Annotated in this window: 15 protein-coding genes and 1 pseudogene; 12 read left to right on the top strand and 4 right to left on the bottom strand. The window is 45.3% G+C overall.

All coding sequences use genetic code 11. The features are described 5' to 3' along the window. Nucleotides 1-230: 230 nt before the first annotated feature. Nucleotides 231-1035: pseudogene (locus RCO25_RS30790) on the bottom strand (transposase). Between the two features lie 289 nt (nucleotides 1036-1324). Between RCO25_RS30790 and RCO25_RS30785 the strand changes: the two are divergent. The 6 genes from RCO25_RS30785 (at nucleotide 1325) to RCO25_RS30760 (ending at nucleotide 11223) form a co-directional block, all read left to right on the top strand. After that, nucleotides 1325-2218, top strand: a complete 894-nt coding sequence (locus RCO25_RS30785; RefSeq protein WP_308999900.1) for an ABC transporter permease — start codon at nucleotides 1325-1327, stop codon at nucleotides 2216-2218. Further along, nucleotides 2219-3118: a carbohydrate ABC transporter permease gene (locus tag RCO25_RS30780; protein ID WP_308999899.1), complete on the top strand. Its 900-nt coding sequence runs from the start codon at nucleotides 2219-2221 to the stop codon at nucleotides 3116-3118. A 72-nt stretch (nucleotides 3119-3190) separates the two neighbouring features. Beyond that, complete coding sequence (locus RCO25_RS30775) at nucleotides 3191-4891, top strand: type 2 periplasmic-binding domain-containing protein (RefSeq protein ID WP_308999898.1); 1701 nt, start codon at nucleotides 3191-3193, stop codon at nucleotides 4889-4891. A gap of 99 nt (nucleotides 4892-4990) precedes the next feature. Further along, nucleotides 4991-6778 (top strand): cache domain-containing sensor histidine kinase, encoded by a 1788-nt coding sequence (locus RCO25_RS30770; protein WP_308999897.1) that lies wholly within the window; start codon nucleotides 4991-4993, stop codon nucleotides 6776-6778. Beyond that, nucleotides 6775-8376: a response regulator gene (locus tag RCO25_RS30765; protein ID WP_308999896.1), complete on the top strand. Its 1602-nt coding sequence runs from the start codon at nucleotides 6775-6777 to the stop codon at nucleotides 8374-8376. The genes RCO25_RS30770 and RCO25_RS30765 overlap by 4 nt, the downstream gene beginning before the upstream one ends. Nucleotides 8377-8412: 36 nt before the next feature. After that, a complete protein-coding gene (locus RCO25_RS30760) occupies nucleotides 8413-11223 on the top strand; it encodes a sugar-binding domain-containing protein (RefSeq protein ID WP_308999895.1) in 2811 nt (936 codons plus the stop codon). A gap of 145 nt (nucleotides 11224-11368) precedes the next feature. Here RCO25_RS30760 and RCO25_RS30755 read toward each other — a convergent pair whose 3' ends face one another. Beyond that, nucleotides 11369-12397, bottom strand: a complete 1029-nt coding sequence (locus RCO25_RS30755) for a LacI family DNA-binding transcriptional regulator (RefSeq protein WP_308999894.1) — start codon at nucleotides 12395-12397, stop codon at nucleotides 11369-11371. Nucleotides 12398-12672: 275 nt separating this feature from the next. Here RCO25_RS30755 and RCO25_RS30750 point away from each other — a divergent pair, with 275 nt between their 5' ends. The 5 genes from RCO25_RS30750 to RCO25_RS30730 are packed head-to-tail and all read left to right on the top strand — an operon-like array spanning nucleotide 12673 to nucleotide 17784. Further along, nucleotides 12673-13992, top strand: coding sequence for an extracellular solute-binding protein (locus RCO25_RS30750; protein WP_308999893.1), 1320 nt, complete (start codon nucleotides 12673-12675; stop codon nucleotides 13990-13992). Between the two features lie 12 nt (nucleotides 13993-14004). Beyond that, a complete protein-coding gene (locus RCO25_RS30745; protein WP_308999892.1) occupies nucleotides 14005-14880 on the top strand; it encodes a carbohydrate ABC transporter permease in 876 nt (291 codons plus the stop codon). Continuing rightward, nucleotides 14867-15706 (top strand): carbohydrate ABC transporter permease, encoded by an 840-nt coding sequence (locus RCO25_RS30740; RefSeq protein ID WP_308999891.1) that lies wholly within the window; start codon nucleotides 14867-14869, stop codon nucleotides 15704-15706. The genes RCO25_RS30745 and RCO25_RS30740 overlap by 14 nt, the downstream gene beginning before the upstream one ends. Nucleotides 15707-15733: 27 nt before the next feature. Beyond that, the gene (locus RCO25_RS30735; protein ID WP_308999890.1) at nucleotides 15734-16687 is read left to right on the top strand and encodes an MTP-1 family protein; all 954 of its coding nucleotides are present in this window, start codon (nucleotides 15734-15736) and stop codon (nucleotides 16685-16687) included. Between the two features lie 32 nt (nucleotides 16688-16719). Next, entirely contained in the window at nucleotides 16720-17784 is a 1065-nt protein-coding gene (locus RCO25_RS30730) for a BtaManbiosPhlase (protein WP_308999889.1), read from the top strand. A gap of 115 nt (nucleotides 17785-17899) precedes the next feature. Here the strand turns inward: RCO25_RS30730 and RCO25_RS30725 are convergent, their stop codons facing one another. Continuing rightward, nucleotides 17900-18448: a TetR/AcrR family transcriptional regulator gene (locus RCO25_RS30725; RefSeq protein WP_308999888.1), complete on the bottom strand. Its 549-nt coding sequence runs from the start codon at nucleotides 18446-18448 to the stop codon at nucleotides 17900-17902. A 336-nt stretch (nucleotides 18449-18784) separates the two neighbouring features. Here RCO25_RS30725 and RCO25_RS30720 point away from each other — a divergent pair, with 336 nt between their 5' ends. Next, nucleotides 18785-19186 (top strand): MerR family transcriptional regulator, encoded by a 402-nt coding sequence (locus RCO25_RS30720; RefSeq protein ID WP_308999887.1) that lies wholly within the window; start codon nucleotides 18785-18787, stop codon nucleotides 19184-19186. Between the two features lie 192 nt (nucleotides 19187-19378). Here the strand turns inward: RCO25_RS30720 and RCO25_RS30715 are convergent. Continuing rightward, nucleotides 19379-19642 (bottom strand): transposase (locus tag RCO25_RS30715; protein ID WP_374992195.1); only part of this gene is annotated, 264 nt, incomplete at its 5' end.

Raw genomic sequence — 19642 nt, 5'->3', positions numbered from 1 at the left:
GCCAGCAGGCAGGATAGTTGGATCAACAATATTTATCGAACGAACGAGAAGTCGGAGCGAAATTGCTATTGCAACTTGTTTTTTTTGCGAATGGTGCCAATAATCCACAATAATAATGGAATGCCTACGAGAGTTACAGGAAATATCACCGCAAGCCAAAACCTCGCAGGAGAGATAGCTCGCTTTGAACAGAAATGTTGGAAAACGTGAAAAAATAGCGGTACAGGGGACTATTCCTGTACCGCTATTTTTCTATTCTGGTCTATGGTTGCTTGCTTAAGTAGATTATGGGCAAGCGAAAGCCACCCGACCTCTAGGCTTACTTTTGGCAAGCCGCGAAGCAGAAACCGCCGGAATCCCCGGTTATTCTTTATCTGCCCGAATACACTTTCGGGTTCAATCATTCGTCTCACCGACAGCGCATAACCTTCCTCGCTGCACAGCTTTTCCCTCACCTGCTGCTTGTAGCGCATATATCTCAGACTGACTCGAACCTCTCGGTCGCCTTGCGCCTTCGTACAAGCGGGTTTGAGGGGACACCCTTCACAGCTCACGCTGAGGTAATGACGATGTCTGATTTCAAATTCACTTTCCGTCGTATCTTTACTTTCATAGCGAAAGACAAGTTTCTGTCCATTTGCGCATGTCCACGTATCTTCTTCCTCGTCGTAATGCCAATTGTCGAGCTTAGACGGTTTCCAATGTCTCTTTCATTCGCTCAGAACGTAACCGATTGATGGTACGGAAGTCTGGTCGTTGCCGACCTGTAATCCACATAAACATAATATTTTCACGAACGGCCTTAGCGATTTGACGGGAGGAGTAGATCCGCTGGGTGTAGGCATAAATGATGACTTTCGTTAACATTTTCGGGTGATAGCTGTCTCGGCCGCCGCCGGGATAAGCGTCGGCAAAGATGTGATCGCTCAGACGGTTCACGGCAGCGTTCACGACACGAACGAGGTGATTTTCGGGAATATCTTCCGCCAAATCCATTGGCAGGGTAAGTTGGTCCATGGTATATTGAATGTACATAGAAACCTTCCTTTCGAAGATGGTTGGGTGGTACCTCCATTTTACCAAAGGTTGGTTTCTTTGTTTTTTACAGATTTTAAACATTGAAGAGGGTGCCTCTAAAGCCTATGGCTTTTGGGGCACCCTCTTTTTTGTGTTCCATTTCCTAATGGATTAATGCGGTATGGGCTAACTTGATTAACCGAATGAAGATAAATGCAAATCATTACGATGAAAATCCAATCATCGTTATATAGTTTACACTTTTGAATCCCCTTACAATGAATAGTATAAGGAGGGACGCGACATCATGTTAGCAAGCCTATACAAATATCGTTGGCAATATGTAATGATTTTTCCGGCCGTTTTACTTTTGTTTTTATTCAATTATATTCCTATGGCAGGCATCCAAATCGCATTTCGAGATTTTCAGATCGGGTCATCGATTTGGGACAGTACTTGGGTAGGGTTGGAGAACTTTTCATTTTTACAGGAATCGCAATTTTGGATCGTCGTTAAGAACACGCTGTTTATTTCAGTATTGAAATTTATATTCGGTTTTCCAGCGCCTATAATACTGGCCATAATGATTAATGAATTGGTTCATTCTGGCTTCAAAAGGTTCGTACAGTCCGTGAGCTATTTGCCGCATTTCTTCTCTTGGATTGTTGTAGCTTACATTTTGCAATCATTTCTAACGCTGGATGGCGGTTTGGCTAACGACATGATTACCAAAATGGGCGGAGAGCCAATATTTTTCCTTGGATCAGAGGCGTGGTTCCGGCCTATGGTTATTTCTAGCGGTCTGTGGAAAGAAGTAGGCTGGAATACGATTTTGTATCTTGCAGCCATTTCGGCTATTGATCCGCAGTTGTATGAAGCAGCTAAAGTGGAAGGCGCGGGGAAGTGGGCTCAGATTCGGCATGTCACGCTGCCTGGCATTATGCCTACAGTATCTATTGTCCTTATCCTCAGCATCCCGAGTTTAATCGCTGTAGGCATGGATCAGATTTATCCGCTTATGAATCCGGCGAATATGCAAGTGGCGGATGTTCTGGATACATATGTTCTTCGAAGCGGGCTTCAACAGGGGTATTTTGGAATGGCTACCGCAATTGGACTGCTCTCTTCACTTATTAGCCTTGTTCTAGTCGTACTCACAAACCAGGTATCCAGAAAACTGAATGGCGAGGGGTTATGGTAATTGAAGAAACGTTCGACTGGGGAAATAATCTCCCAAAGCATCCTTGTCTTTTTAATGCTGCTGCTTTGCTTATCCGTGCTCTATCCGTTCGCCTACATGCTGTCTATTTCGTTAAACGAGGGAACAGATGCAGCGAAGGGCGGGGTATATTTATGGCCTAGAGCGTTTACGTTTATAAATTATGAAATCGTGCTGGGGAATGAAGTGATTCAGCATGCTTATCTTATAACGATTGCACGGACAGTTCTCGGCACGATAGCTGGACTTCTAGTCACGTTAATGGTTGCTTTCGGCCTATCTTATCAACGGGTTCCGTTTCGGAAGTCGATTCTCAGCTATATTCTCATCACCATGCTCTTTAACGGCGGACTTGTACCACTATATATTCAGTTATATAACATGGGTCTGATTAATAATTTTTTGGTCTATATTATACCGGGCTTATTCTCTGCGTGGAATATGTTCGTTATGCTGAAGTTTATCCAAGGCATTCCAGAAGCGCTGATTGAGTCGGCCGAGTTGGATGGCGCAGGGCCATTCCGAATTCTCATTCAGATCATCGTTCCGTTGTCGAAGCCAATGCTGGCTGCTATTGGTTTATTCACAGCTGTCGGGCATTGGAATGATTGGTTCGCCGGAGCATTCTACGTCACCGAGCAAGATTTAATCCCTGTCCAAACTTTCCTTCAGCAGCTGCTTTCAGCACAGGATATGTCTGCCATATTAGGGTCGAATTCGAATCAGGAAGCACTTGCAAGAGGATCGCAAATGCAAAATGTGACTTTGATGTCAATCAAAATGGCAACCGTAATGGTAAGCGCGATTCCGATCCTATGTGTGTACCCATTCCTCCAGAAGTATTTTGTAAAGGGTGTACTCATCGGCTCGGTTAAAGGGTAATAGCCAACCATTTGAGGGTATTAAGATTAACCATATACCAAGGTAAATGAAACTAAAAGGGGAGAAAAAGGAATGAAGAAGGGTAAGTGGCTCAGAAATAGCGGTCTTGCAGCATTGGCGATCGTCATATTACTTACGGCTGCCGTTGGATGTTCTTCGGATTCGAATTCATCGAACAACAATACGAAGGGAGCTGCAGAAGAGAAAGACAATGGAGATGCAGCAAAGGGTTCGGAAAAGTTTAATTTGTGGTTAGGATGGTCCGCAACAATCAACAATGATAGCCTTGTTCAAAAATATTGGAAAGAAGAAGAACCGGGCATCGAAGTAGAACTTGAAGCTACGCAGGGCGACGCGGTAACCGCTCTAAACCTGAAGCTGAATACTGGCGGATTTAAAGATGCAGCCGTATTTGGCCGCAGCGAAATCGTTAAAGCAGCCATGATCCGATCCAAGAAGGTCATTTCGGTAGAGCAATATTTCGAAATGCCGGATAAGTATCCCAGCCTAGCAGCCATTCCAAAAGAATATTTGGAAGAGATGAAGGATGCTGATGGCCATATTTGGTCGATACCCACCTGGTTTGATCAAAATCCAGATAACCCGTGGCCGGGCTGGGCTTCGCAAACCTGGCTCGTTCGTACGGACGTGCTGGAGAAAGCAGGCATGACCGTTGCAGATTTGGCTACCTTAGAAGGCGTAGAAGCGTATCTGAAGAAAGCGGCAGAGCAAAAAGACGATTCCGGCAAGCCATTGCTGCCGCTTAGTTTCCTGATGGACCCTAACGACACAGCAAGCTGGAACGATGAAAACGCGGTTCTGAGCACGTTCGGCGTAACGACGGGCGGCGGAATCATACCGGCCGAGAAGAAAGGTGACGAGCTTGTTCTCTTGTACGACGATCCGCAGTATAAAGCTGCCTATCAATGGATGAACAAGATGTATCGTTCTAATTTGGTTGATCCCGAGGTTGTAACCGACAAGAAGGAACGTTACAAGGAGAAAAACAAAGCCGGACGGGTAGCGATGAATGTAGGGAGCTTCTTTAATGTGGACCCAACCCTGTGGGAACAACTGGACGGACCGACGGAGCCGGGCTGGTTCTATCAGGTCGTACCTTTCCCTAAAGTGCAAGGTGTGGATAAGCTTGGAGCGAATACCGTAATTAATCCTTATCCCGGTTATGATGTATACATCAGTAAGGACTCCAAAAATATTGAATCGATTATGAAGTTTCTAGACTACACCTTGAAGCCGAATGCGGAACAACAAAATGTCATTAATGAAGGCCCGGAAGGCAAGTTCTGGGGTTGGATTGACCAGCCGCTCGGACAATGGAAATACATTGACGCAGAGTACGAAAAAGCACGAAATTCGGGAGAGCCTGCACAAAAAGCAAAAGTAACGCCTGAATTATATATGATTTCTTCCTATAATAATGACTGGTATCCATGGTGGAACTACGGCCAAAGCAACAAGGCTGGAAGCAAGAAAACGGCAGAATTCACCGAAGCGGTTGGCCAAATGGGCGGCGTGCGCAGTACGGAACCCCATGATCTCGTGAAGGCTAAAGCAGGCGGTCTGCTGGAGAAATACTTGCCTGAGCTTGAAAATATCCGTAAGGAATACCGCGCGAAGCTCATCATGTCCACGAGCGACGAGCAGTTCGAATCCACTTGGCAGGCATTCCGCGATGCGCTGGAAAAACGAAGCCACTGGAGCGAAGTGAAGCAAGAATGGTTTGAGCAATATGATGCATTAATCAAAGAATAAGGCGAATGATAACTGCCGAAGGAGCAACCGCTGCAATGCGGTTGCTCCCTTTTCCATTGCGCGTATAATGAGTAGAATGATGGGAAGGAGGGGATTATATTGCGCTTACGCCGCAGATTTGAACGTATCGTTATCCGTTTTACAAGCAGCATGAACCTCCGACGAAAGGTATTGATTCTTTACGTCGCCATTATTTTTATTCCTACGATACTGCTTGGAGTTGCTGCTGGTTATCTTGCATTGGAAAGCTTCCGCGCGAATTATTTGGTTACGATTAATGAAGCAATGCGCCAAACGGTGCAAAATATAGAATTTCGCAAACAGAGCTACGATGTGCTTGCTATAAGGACGGCTACAGACGGAGAACTTATTTCAAGGTTAAGTCGGGATTATTCGAATATGTTCGAGCAATTAAATACGGTAGAGTATGTTGACCGCTCTTTCGTATTCACGAGTAAATATTTGCCGGGCATTGACGATTTTCGAATCTATCATACCAATCCAATGCTTGTACAGGACGGACGGCTGCTTTGGAAATCTGAAGAGCGTATGTTACTGCCGGGTTTGAGCGAAACGGAATGGTTTACGAAAGCAAAGCAGGCCGCCCGTTCGTTAAGCTGGAGCAACGTTAATAAAGACAAACTCGTCATTTCTCATAAAATCAGTGCTCCTTCAGGCCACTTACTAGGGATCATATATATGCCGCTCGATTATAAGACGGTTTTTGGAAAGTTATTTGACCGTCCATTCAGCGGTTCCGGCGAATTATCGATCATTGACGAGAGCGGGAATATTATCGTTTCTTCTGATCCTAAGAAAATCGGTTTGACGGTTCAAACCACTTCTTTATCGGAGAATTATGAAGAGGCAAGCGTAACCGGCGGTCTTATGGTAAATGGAAATCTGTTTATGGTGAAACCCATTGATTCGAAATGGCAGGTTGCCGCGGTGATTCATATGGATCAGTTGGAAAAGCAGTCCAAGACGATTTTATATGGCATCATTTTAGTTGTTTTCTTTTTTCTATTATTTTCAACCTTTTTGATGATGACCGTTCTCAAAAACGTTGTCTGGCGAATTCGTAAGCTCGGCACTCGAATGTATGATGTAAGTCAAGGCCAGTTCGATGTTAGCATAAGGAATACGGAAAAGGATGAACTAGGCGAGCTCGAAATCTTATTTAATTCGATGTCCGGCCGCTTAGGCAAGCTTGTTGAGGATATTACGCAAGCGAATCTCAAGGAACGTGAGCAATCATTCAAAGCTTTGCAGGCGCAAATCAATCCGCATTTCATTTACAATTCGTTAAGCTTGCTTAGATGGCGGGCGCTCGATTTACAGGATGAGACGCAGCTTAAGACGATTGATGCTTTAACCGCTTTTTACCGATTGGCTTTAGATAACAAAATTAATGTGACGCATATTCAGGGCGAACTTGAGCATGTAAAGGCGTACCTGGATATTCAGGAGATGCGCTATCCAGGAAGAGTAAGAATGGAGTGGAATATCGATCAGGAATTACTGAATCTATATACGATTAAGCTGCTTCTGCAGCCCATCGTGGAAAACTGTTATTTGCATGGCAACATTACGGGCAGGAAAGATGCCGTCATTCGAATATCTGTTGAAATGAAACACGGGAACGTTCGGCTCGAAGTCTACGACAACGGCAGAGGCATTTCAGAAGAGGTGCTGGAACAAATACGATCAGGAAAGCGGGTAGGGAACGGAAACGGGTTTGGCACTGCGAATATCCGGGAGCGGCTTCAGCTGTACTTTGAGGATCGACATGAATTTACAATTGAGAGCAAAGAAAATGAATGGACGGCGGTTAGTATCAGTATCCCGGCATGTGTACAAAGGCCACAGATCAGGAAGGATGTGTGACGTTGTTAAAAGCATTAATCGTTGATGATGAACCCTCTCATATTCAAGGGCTGGTTCGTTATATTAAATGGGAAGAGCTCGGATACGATGTTCCTTCCACGGCAGAGTCGGGACAAGAGGCACTGGATTTAATGGATAAATTCGAGTTCGACGTGCTTATTTCTGATGTTTCAATGCCAGTAATGACCGGGATTGATCTTGTTGCTGAGTGCAAAGCAACTCGTCCTCAGCTTCAGGTTCTTATGATCAGCGGTTATAACGAATTTGAATTTGTCCAGGAAGCGATGAATGTCGGGGCTCAAGCCTACGTACTAAAGCCTATAAAAGTAGAAGAAGTAGAAAGTAAATTAACCGGATTTCGGACGACATTAGAAAAGATGGAGCAAATGAAAAATCAAACGCTTGAGCTGCAGAAGAAAGTAACTGGCAGCCTTGACGTCGTAAGAGAGCGTTTTGTGACGGATGTAATTGAAGAAGGTGGAGTTAATCCTGAGATGCTGCATTCATGGGGACGCCTGCTTGGACTTCCATTGAACCATCAAGAAATCGGTTTAATTGTGTTCGGCTTCGATGATTACCATTCTTCAGGACAGGAAGCAAGAGAGCGTGTTGTTATTGGAGCAGGACTCTTGAAAGCGGTTAATATTGGACTTAGTGAATATAAACAAGTATTTGTTGCCAAGATCGGTGCGGATGAGGTTGCGGCGCTGCATATTGATTTAATTCCAAGTGAACGTGCTGCTATGGACAAGCAGCTGACATTCGTGCAAAGCGTCATGCAGGAGCAGTACGGGACAACGGTCACCATCGGCATTAGCAGGGTATGTGCATCTTGGGAAGAAATTCCGTCGCTTTACAAGGAAGCTAAATTCATGATAGCCAGATCCCGGCTGGTAGAAGACGGCCAAATCTCGCATTACGATCACCTGGATGAGACGGAGTATCAACAATTTCGACTGCGTGAAGAGGTAATACCCGAAATTATACAGCTAACAGAAACCTCATCGGATTCCCATAAGGTTGTCGCTTACGTAAACAATGTATTTGATTTACTGTTATCGCAGCCATCGATGCATTTTACCTATATCCAAGCGTTTGGCATGGCGATACTGAGTGAGCTGGCCCGCAAGCAGAAATGGAACAGCGATCTGGGCGGAGAAATGAATCTGCAAATGTGGCAAAAGCTTATCCACTGCAGAAACGAAACGCAAATCCGAGACACGGTACTCGATTACATTCACCGCTACATGGCCATTGAAACAAAGGGTGAGGCGAGCCAGCGGCATAATTTAATCGGTAAGGTTATCGAGTATATGGAGAATCACTTCCAGGAGCATGTCACCGTCAAGCAAATAGCAGGAATCTATCATTTGAATGCCAGTTACCTAAGTGTGCTTTTCAAAAAAGAAATGGGCAAAACCATCTCAGACTTTTTACAGGAAACACGGATGAATAAAGCGAAGGAGCTTCTGCGCGATCCGAGTATCAAGGTATATGAGGTATCCGAACAAGTCGGGTTCCAAACTCCTGCTTATTTTGCATATTTGTTCAAGAAGACAACGGGATATACGCCGCAAGAATTTAGAGACTATTATTAACGACAATTTGTAATCCAATAACGGAGGTTATCAGACATGATTAGGGAGTCCATTGCAGGGACGTGGAGATTTAGTTTGGATGATGCGAAGCAAGGAATTATCCAAAAATTTTTTAATAGCAAACTATCGGATGTGATTCAACTGCCGGGTACGACGGCTGAGAACAAAAAAGGCAATTATAACTCGGCACGGGAGATTGCACATCTAACGGAAACCTACCCTCTATTCGGCTATGCCTGGTATCAAAGGGAGATAGAGATAAAAGGAGAATGGACCGGTAAACAAATCCGGCTGTATATGGAGCGGACAAGAGTGTCGCAGGTCTGGATCGGCGAGGATTGGAAGGGAATTCAGAATAGTGTAAGTACCCCTCATGTTTATGAGCTAGGTCCCATGGATGCTGGAACTTATACTCTGACAGTTTTGGTCGACAACAGCGGGTTGCCTGTTAAAGGCGGACATATGACATCTCCGGATACGCAAACGAACTGGAACGGTTTGCTTGGGAGACTTGAAATTCAGGTCGCAGAGGCAGTCCGCATGGAGAACATTCAGGCCTATCCAGACGTCGCAAAAAAGTCTGTTCGACTAAAGTTTCAGTTAATTAATGATACTGCGGATTATGCGGATGCCAAAGTTACTATTTCGCAGGCGGATCATACAAAGCTAAGCGAGGCAGGAGCGTTGATTGCCGAAAAAACGATTCAGATCCGTACGATACCGGGCAATCAAAAGGTGGAGCTGGATTATGCCATGGGTGAAGATGCAGCATTATGGGATGAGTTCACGCCTATCCTGCATCATTTACAACTGACACTTGAGACGAGCACAGCCGGAACGAGATACCGGGACGATCAGACGGTTAGCTTCGGTATGCGTGAATTTGGAACCGCAGGAACGCAGTTTACGAACAATGGGCGTAAAGTTTTTTTGAGGGGAAAACACGATGCGTTAACATTTCCTTTGACGGGCTATTCACCAATGACGTTGGAAGAGTGGGTGAAGGTATTATCGGTTGCCAAGTCCTATGGTATTAACCATTACCGCTTTCATACCTGCTGCCCTCCCGAAGCCGGATTTATGGCAGCCGACCTGTTAGGCATTTATTTTGAACCGGAGCTGCCCTATTGGGGAGCGTTTCAGGATCCGGAAGATGAAGGTTACGATGAGGCGATGGCGGAATATTTGCGGAATGAAGGATTACGTATATTAGAAGACTACGGAAATCACCCTTCGTTTGCCTTGTTTACCCTTGGCAACGAACTGCATGGAAGCCGCAAAGCGATGTCCAGTCTCCTGAACGAGTATAGGGAACTAGATAATAGGCGGTTATATGCCGAAGGGGCAAACAACTATTTCTGGGCCCCGTCGTTCTCGGATGATTCTGATTTTTGGGTAACGATGCGAACAGGCCATGGAGACTCGATAGTTCGCGCTTCATTCTCCCACGCTGACTTGCCGCTAGGGCATGTACAAGCGAATTATCCGTCTACACTAACGGATTACAGGGGGAATCTGCCGGAAATTAACGTACCCACGATAAGCCATGAAATCGGACAATATCAATCCTTTCCTAATTTCCGAGAGATAGACAAGTATACTGGTGTCCTGCAAGCACGGAATTTCGAAGTGTTTAGTGAAAGGCTTCACAGCATGGGAATGGTTGATCAAGCGGATGATTTCTTCCGGGCATCCGGACAGCTCGCCGTTATTTGTTACCGCGAAGAAATCGAGGCTGCCTTGCGGACGCCGGGCTTTGGCGGTTTCCAAATGCTTGATTTGCAGGACTTCCCTGGTCAAGGCACGGCCTTAGTTGGAATCCTGGACGCATTTATGGAATCAAAGGGTTTTATTGAGCCTGAGCAATGGCGTGAGTTTTGCTCAGAGATTGTAGTGCTGGCTCGTTTCCCACGATATACGTACGCTTCAAATGAACGATTTAAAGCGCAGTTGGAGATGGCTAATTTTGGCCCAAGAGATCTTTCTGCAGTAAAGCTTGCATGGTCAATCAAACAGGGTGACCTTGTAATCGGAGCTGGGGAAACCGAATCAATGGATGTCCAGCAAGGCGTTCTCAAGATTATGGGTACGATTGAAATTGATCTGTCTGAGGCTAAGGTTCCTGGAAAGTTGTCGTTAGAGCTGAAATGGAAAGGCAATGAAATCGTAAATCATTATCCTATTTGGGTGTACCCGGAAAAGGTCGGGACGCAGCCATCGAATCACGTTTATTTGCGTCAATCGTTCGATCATGAGGTTTACAGCCTATTAGATGCTGGCGGCCGCGTACTATTGCTTCCTAAGCAGGAGGAGCTATCTTCTCACATTAAAGGTGCATTCGCTTCCGATTTCTGGTGTTATCCGATGTTCCGCTCCATTTGTGAAGGAAAACACGCTGAGCCGGCGCCTGGAACACTCGGAATCCTATGCGATGAACAGCATCCTGCTTTTCATTCGTTCCCGACTGAATTTCACAGCAATTGGCAGTGGTGGCCAATTGTCATGAATTCGCATTCCCTTATTCTTGATGATTTGCCGGAGAACTTCCGTCCTATCGTGCAAGTCATTGACAACTTTGAACGAAACCATAAGCTCGCTCTTATTTTTGAAGCTAGAGTCGGTGAGGGCAGTCTGCTTGTATGCTCAAGCGATCTCTTAGGGCAGCAGGATAAACCGGAAGTACGGCAGCTGCTTCATAGCTTGCTTAACTATGCCGCTTCAGAGGATTTCAAGCCACACGACGAGTTGAGCATAGAACAAGTCTGCAGCATCTTAGACCCTAAAGCTCAAACAAAACGGGCAGGGGCTCGTGGACAAGCAGTAATTAATCCTTCATATCCTAACTAGCGGCTCTGGAGAACGCTGCATTTGCAAATGAAAAACCGTCAGGATGGACTTCCCTGACGGTTTTGTGTATTTCAGCCTGCAAATCCACTTAATCGGATCGGTTACAAATGACAGAATATCGAAAATGAGCATTATCGATCCGTCCTTAATCCCTCGGTCGGCCTGTGGATTCCCTCACAACCAGCTTGGTAGGCAGATGCAGCTCGGTGTAGGGCTGTATCGGATCGTTTATACGCTCCATGAGCCGTTCAACTGCTTTGGCGGCGAACAGTTTTAAGTCAACATCGATCGTCGTGGATGGAGGGGTTGAAATTTGAGATAAATAGCCATTATCGAAGCTGACAATGGATACTTCTTCCGGTACTTTCATACCAAGTTGCTGCACGGAGGAGGTTATGAAAAACCCTAATCCGTCATTCACACAAAACCAGGCAGTAGGCTGGCTCTCCAAGCTTTTTGTGTATTCGTGAATAAATGTACTGTCTTCAACCGCCCGTGAGCAAACCCACATCTCCTTGACGGCCAACCCAAACGCCTGCATCGCCATCCGATATCCGTCCAACCGTTCCTGATAACTGGGCGAGAACTGGGTATCTCCTACAAAACCGATGTCCCGGTGTCCAAGTTCGACCAAATGCCTAATCGCTTCATAAGAACCAAAACGGTTATTTGTCAGAATACAGTCCACTTGCAGATCTGGATGATGATGATCGATCATTACGGCTGGAATACCTGTTCTCAATAGCATTTTCGTATATTCCGTCGTTATATGCGACAAGATAATCAAACCATCTACCGATCGGTTCTGTAGGAATGGGAATAGTTTGCGTTCAGCAATTGCAGTACGGTCGATGGATTGAATAAGCAGCTCATATCCCCGCTGTTTGGCTTCTTTCTCAATGCTTAAGTAAATTTCTCCGAAAAACCCGCGCATACTAAATGCGAAGTCGGATGCAATGAGCGCTAATGTCCCCGTTTGTTTAGATGTTTCTTGGGATCCAATAGATGTTTTCTTATTTTTTGGATAGTTATATCCCAATTCTTGCGCTTTATTCATAACTAGATTACGTGTTTCTTCACTGACGCCATCCTTGCCTGATAGTGCTTGAGAAACGGAGTTTTTGGATAGCTTGAGCTCATCGGCTATTTGCTGCATCGTTACTTTTGGTTTCATACCGTAACATCCTTTCCCGCCTCAAGGATGCAGACGGACTTTATATGATTTATTGTAACGTTACAAATTAAATAAGTAAATATAAGTTCATCTTGTAAGTAAGTATTTGCATGATATATTTGCTTGACTTTGCGTTACAAAAGGTTAATAATAAGTGACAAGACAGTTACAAATGTTGTTTAGTAATTATTTGTAATGTTATTGTAACGTTGTTTGAATAGTCAGTACCGCTTGGCAAAACAGATTTCCCCAACATCCAAGGAGGGTATTTACAAATGAAAAAGATGGTATCCACACTACTCGTTACCGTTATGGCAAGCTCCATGCTGGCAGCTTGCGCGAAAAGCAGTGATAAGCCGAACAATGACAACGCTGCCAACGTAACGACCATCGAATTTTGGGCTGCTCCGAATCCAACGCAGCAGGCGTATTGGAAAGAAATTGCCGCTGAGTACACAAAAGAGAACCCAACGGTCAAAATCAATGTGAGCCCAATTAAAGAGTCGCCAAGTTCAGAAGCGAGCATTCAGGCGGCAATCGCAGGAAAGAGCGCACCGACGATCTCAGAAAATATTAACCGCGGTTTTGCCGCTCAGTTGGCGAACAGTAAGGCACTCGTTCCACTCGAGTCGCTGCCTGGTTTCGAAGATATCGTAAAGAACCGTAATATGTCTGCAACGCTTGAACCTTGGAAGTTTGCTGACGGTCATCAATACGTACTGCCGATTTATTCGAACCCTATGCTGTTCGGCTGGCGCATTGATATTTTGAAAGAAGCGGGTATCGATACATTACCGAAAACCTACAGCGAGATGATCGATGTGGCAAAGAAGTTGAAAGCAAAGTATCCGGATAAATTCGTCTGGGCGAAGCCAGACCTTGCAGATCCAACTTTCTGGAAGCGTTGGTTCGATTTCTATATGCTGTATGATGCGGCTTCTAACGGCAACAAACTGGTAGATGGAAGTAAATTTGTCGGGGATGACAAGGCCGGAATTGAAGTGCTCACTTTCGTGGATAACCTTCGCAAAGAAAAAGGGATATTGACGCAAACCGTAACGGATCCTTTTGAGAATGGCGTAGGTGTCTTCACTGACTTAGGTCCATGGACATTCAGCATGTGGGCCGAGAAATATCCTAACATGAAAATAGATGAGACGTTTGCATTGACCATGCCGCCTGTACCGGATGGCGCGGATCCAGCTGCAAGTAAAACATTTGCCGATACGAAAGGTCTTGTGATCTTCGCCCAGGCAACAGAAGCTGAGCAGAAAGCAGCGGTTGAATTCATTAAATGGGTTTATTCCGATACGAAAAACGATGCGAAATGGTTTGAGCAAACGAAGCTGCCGCCAGCACGTGACGATTTGACGAGCAATGATTCGTTTAAATCTATTTTGGAAGCAAATCCTGAGCTGAAACCTTATGCGGAGAATGTGCCGAACGCGATTCCTCCGATGGATAATGCAAAGTATGTCGACCTGCAGACGATGATTGGTCAAGAAGCATTCAATAAAGTCGTCCGTGGCGAGATCGAACCTTCAGAAGCATGGGCGAACATGAAAAAAGCCATTGAAGGCGCCCTTCAAAAGTAGGGAGATAATAATATGGACAAAAAAAACAATCGGTTGGGTTGGTTATTTACTAGCCCATACCTTATTTATTCGCTAATTTTTTTCTTCGGACCACTTTTGTGGTCCTTCTACCTATCCTTTACAGATTGGGATCTCATCGCGCCGGAATATAATTTCATTGGCTTCGATAACTTCATTGAAGCGTTTAAATCACCAGCCGTTCATGCCTCGTTCTGGGTGACATATAAGTTTATGATGGTCTTTGTTCCGCTTGTTACGGTGCTTGCTTTGAGCGTTGCAGTTGTCGTTCACGGCTTACCGCGATTGAAAAGCCTGTTTCTGATTGGATTTTTCTTGCCTTACCTATCATCGGGTGTTGTGTCATCCCTTATCGTGAAAGGGTTGCTTTCATATACGAGCCCTATTAATACCACGCTTCGCAAGCTGGGCATCAACATCGATTGGCTCGGCACGCCCATGTCAGCATTGTCCGTCGTCGGACTAATCTTGGCATGGAAATTTACAGGTTATTATGCGTTGATTCTAACGTCGGGCTTATCGAGTATTGATAAGGAGGTTTATGAGGCGGCTGCGATAGATGGCGTAACAGATAATCAGCGCTTCTGGCGTATCACGCTTCCACTACTTTACCCGGCTTTCTATACAACACTCATTTTATCGTTCGGCGTTACGTTCGGTATTTTCACGGAAGTGTACCAGTTGACTGGGGGCGGGCCGAACTTCGGAACGAACACTTGGCAAATGGAGATTTTTAATCAAGCATTTAAAAATCTTGAAGCCGGCTATGCGTCAGCTGTGGCATTGTTAGCCTCAATAACTACCTTTATCTCGATTTTCATCATAAGAAAATTACTGGAAATGTGGGGGAAACGCAATGGTTGGGTCTAAACGCAACAAAACAAGCCGACGGGCGTTTCGTTACGGCATTGCAGTAATTTTATTGCTCGTCATGGTGTATCCGTATTTGTATATGATCTTACACTCCTTTGCAGATTGGAGCGAGGTCGACCGTAAAGTGATACCTAGTTCCTTTTCATTAAAATCATACAGTTGGCTGATTTCTGGCGGCGAAACCGGAACGCCACGACCATGGCTGAACGCATTTTTCAATAGTGTCATCGTCTCGGTCGGCTCCACGGCTTTAATGATGTTAACTGGCGTGATGGTTGCCTACGCCTTATCAAAGCTCAATTTCCGCGGCCGGGATACGATCAATAATTTCGTGCTGTTCCATATGTTTTTCCCTGCGATTATTTTGCTCATTCCGACGTTTCTCGTCGTGCAGCGCGTCGGTTTGTACGACACTTACATGGGGATGATCATACCGAAGGCGGTCAGCTTGTGGGCCATCTTTATGTACACGAATTTCTTCAAAGCGGTTCCTTCTACGTTCATCGAAGCGGCTAGGCTGGACGGAGCGAGTGATTTCAAAATTATGTACAAAGTGATGCTGCCTATGTCTCGTTCCATAACAACAATCATTTTCCTCTTCCTGCTCATGGAACGGTGGACGGAGCTGCTGTGGGACATGATTATCGTGAACAGTGACGATATGCTCACTTTAAATGTTTTGTTGTCGCAGATGTTTGGACCTTACGCTACTTATCCAGGTCCGCTGTACGCAGCATCGGTGCTGCTGACGTTACCGATAATCATTTTGTTCATTATTTTCGGTAAGAAGTTCCAGGAAGGCATGCAATTCAACTTAAAATAAGCGAGATAGGTAAAAGGAGAAAACGGTATGGATTTTATCAAAACCGATGTTAAAACATGCGATGAACTGCTTCGGTCTTATAAAACGTCGGGTGTAACGCCCCGTGATGCGCAAAAATTAATATTTAATGGAAGTGGAGTAGACGGCAAGGACGTTTACAATATTTCTGCCCCATTCTTGGATGAAGGCGTTCTGGTCATTGCAGGAAGGGTGGAATCTCGCGACAGCGAGCAGTCTGAAATTATGTTCTTCGTTGAACAGGACGGCGTCTGGATACCGCGCGAAGGGGCGCCGGTATTCCAACTGCAGGATCCGTTCTTTACCCGCATCGCTGGTGAACTCGTACTGGGAGGCGTTGAAACATTTCCGAATCCGGACATTCCTGATGCGCTGAAATGGCGGACAGTGCTCTACAAAGGCGAGCGTATCAATACATTAACAAGCTTCTTCAAAGGACCGGACGGGATGAAAGATATTCGTCTCGTAGAGCTTGCAGACTCGTCGATCGGCGTCTTTACCCGCCCGCAAGGGGAAAAGGGCGGCCGCGGCAAGATCGGCTTCGTTCGGATCGGATCATTAAATGAATTGAGCACGGACCTTATCGATGAGGCTCCTTTGCTTGAAGGACAATTCACCGACGCTGAGTGGGGCGGCGCGAACGAAGCGCACCTGCTTAAGAACGGTTTGGTCGGCGTCCTTGGGCATATTGCTTGCTTCGATGACAGCGGTGACCGTCACTACTATCCGATGGCATTTGCATTCGATCCGGCGGACGGCACGTTCTCTGATATCGAGCTGATCGCCGTACGGGACGCATTCCTGCCAGGACCTTCGAAACGCCCAGATTTGATGGATGTAGTATTCAGCGGCGGTTTAGTGCGGAATATTGAGGGCGGTACTGCAGTGCTTTACGCTGGAATAAGCGATGCTGAGGCGCAGAAGCTGACCATTGTTGATCCTTTCGTCAAATTCGAAAATTAAATGTTTGAAAAAAGGGAGTTATAGAATCCGTTATGAATGTTTATCGTTATGAAGAAAATCCGTTGATTACTCCTGCTGATGTCAAGCCACACCGTGATCAGTTCGAAGTGATTGGTGCTTTTAATGCAGGCATCGCGGCTTACGGGGATGAAGTCATCATGCTGCTTCGCGTAGCGGAGCGGCCGATTAGCCCGGATCCAAAGGTTGTGCTTGCGCCTGTGTTCAATATCGAAAAGAAGGATCTTGATCTAATCGAGCTGCGACTCGACGACGAGCGATACGACTTCTCAGATCCGCGAGTCATTCGGAATAAATCGCAGAGCGCTACTTTCGAATATTTAACATCAATTTCGTATTTGCGGATTGCCCGCAGCAAGGACGGACATCATTTTACAGTAGATGAGATGCCTTTTCTTTATCCTTCGCATAATCTGGAGACGTTCGGAATCGAAGATCCACGGATCACCCAAATTGGCGACACGTATTACATTTACTACTCAGCTGTCAGCCCAGTAGGCGTTGGTGAGTCGATGGTGTCGACGACCGACTTTGTGAATGTGACATATCATGGTATGATTTTCGGGCCGGATAACAAAGATGTTCTCATTTTCCCTGAGAAAGTGAATGGAAAATATTACGCATTACACCGTCCAACGACAAAGAGCACGGGAAATCCTGAGATGTGGATCGCGGAGTCAGACAATCTGCTGTATTGGGGAAATCACAAGCATTTGATCGGATTGCGAGCTGGAATGTGGGACGGTGGCCGTATGGGCGGCGGCTGTGTGCCGATTAAGACCGACCGCGGCTGGCTGGAGCTGTACCATGGTGCAACAGCGGAGCATCGGTACTGCATGGGCGCAGTGCTGTTAGATCTGAACGATCCGTCCAAGGTTCTCGCAAGGTCGGAAAACCCGATCCTAGAACCGGTAGCCGAGTATGAGAAAAAGGGCTTTTTCGGCGACGTCGTTTTTGCCTGTGGCGCTCTCGTTGAAGGTGATATCGTGAAGATGTACTACGGTGTCGCCGATACGTCTATGGCTGGCTGTGAACTTAGTCTTCGTGCTATTCTTGACAGCCTGGTTCCAGTCGAGTAATCCCAATAATTCAAAAACCTCCCAGACTGCGGTTCGGGAGGTTTTTTTCTATTTTAGCTAAGCCTTATAAGGTGGTAGTATAAACTATTATTCGTCGTTAAATGCTAGTATTATTCTAATTGCAATTCCTCTCTAACAATGTCCCCAATTGTTTTGCTAAAGTTTGATGCGGAATTGGCTTGTCGTTTGTAAACCACCATTCGACTACCCCTACGTAGGCCGTTGCAACAAACCTAACGGTAAGATCTTCACTTAATCCCTGATTTTTTCCTTTGGTTACATCCACCTCATCCCTAAACTCTTCGAGAAGAAAGTCGAGGAACCGATTCCGAAAATAAGGTGCTCCTTTACTCGCTAACATCATCGAGAAGAACGAATAATTGTGTTCAAAGTATTCGGTCCATATCAGTGATCCGCTTATAAAGTCCATGTCAGCTGCGGCTTCGCACCTTTCTCGGAGTTCATTGATATGGGATTCGATGAGCTTGTCCAGTAAATCGTATTTATCCATATAATGAAGATAAATTGTTCCCCGGCTGACATTTGCCCTGTCGGAAAGATCTTGGATCGTAATACCATCAAACCTTTTTTCAGCCATCAATTCAAGAACCGCTTTTTTTAACGTTTCTTGTGTTTTGAGTATTCGTCTATCCACTTTAGTCACTGGAGGTTCACCGTACTTTCTGAAAATAATAAACAATGATGAAGCATTTGTTCACTAATTAACAAATCGCTCTAAATTAGCAATTGTATGCGTTCTGTATCTGTTTATAATTATAGACAGAAGTTTAGTAATAGATCAATGTTTAATTATAGTGGGGATTAGAATAGAACTGTATTACAAGTGAGACCTAAATACAACCCATGTACAACCTGGATAGGTCAATTTTAATCTATTTCCTATTGACTTGGAGTTAACTCCAGACTGTAAACTCTTCTATGTAGCTTTATCCAACACGGCTCCAAGCACAATACTATCGGAAAACAGGAGGTGAACGGCATGTTGATGACGATTACTGAAGTAAGCGAAAAATTTGAGCTTTCACAGGATACACTCCGTTATTATGAACGCATCGGACTGATTCCTCCTGTAAACCGCAACAAAAGCGGAATCAGGAAGTATACGGAAGAAGACTGTAAGTGGGTCGATTTTATCAAATGCATGCGACAAAGTGCAGGTCTTCCGGTTGAAGTGTTGATTGAGTATGTCGGACTGTTTCAACAGGGCGATGAAACCAATGAGGCAAGAAAAGAGCTCTTAGTCGAGCAGCGTATGCAGCTCAATACCAGAATCGAAGAGATGAAGAAAACGTTGGAACGTCTGGATGATAAAATTGCTAGATATGAACAGACCCTAATGAAAAAAGAAAAAACACTAACAAGAACGGTGGATTCGGTTTGAAGGTTTGGGAACCATTCCTCGACCCGGTTTTTATTACCGCACCAAAATATGTTTCTGCAGAGGCGTACGGTTCGCTTGCTCTCGCCGCGACCAAGTAACATTTTAGTTCCCACGGTTATACCGCACACGAAGAACGAGCAACCCAGCTGCATTGCAGTTTAAGCAGGCCTGTTGATTAACCAGTTTTTGGTTTTAGGGAAAGTTTAAGACGCTCGTCAAATAGACGATCCATTCTGGCTGCAAGTGGTTCATACTAAATAACCGATCGAATTCGGCAAAAGATAACCGAGCACTCGGATGAACTACCGAATTTCCCTGGTCGAACAACAATTTAAGTAGCACGTAAACCAGTAAAGCAGTGTACAACTGACCATACACGGCATTTGGGGTTGTTCCAAATAGCTGGGGTACGTTCAGATGCTGCTTGATCCAACGAAAAAACACTTCAATCTGCCA

It is taken from the genome of Paenibacillus sp. LHD-38 (genome assembly GCF_031157315.1).
Classification (GTDB): Bacteria; Bacillota; Bacilli; order Paenibacillales; family Paenibacillaceae; genus Pristimantibacillus.
The sequence above is the reverse complement of the archived record's forward strand: the minus strand, read 5'-3'. Positions and strand labels throughout refer to the sequence as shown.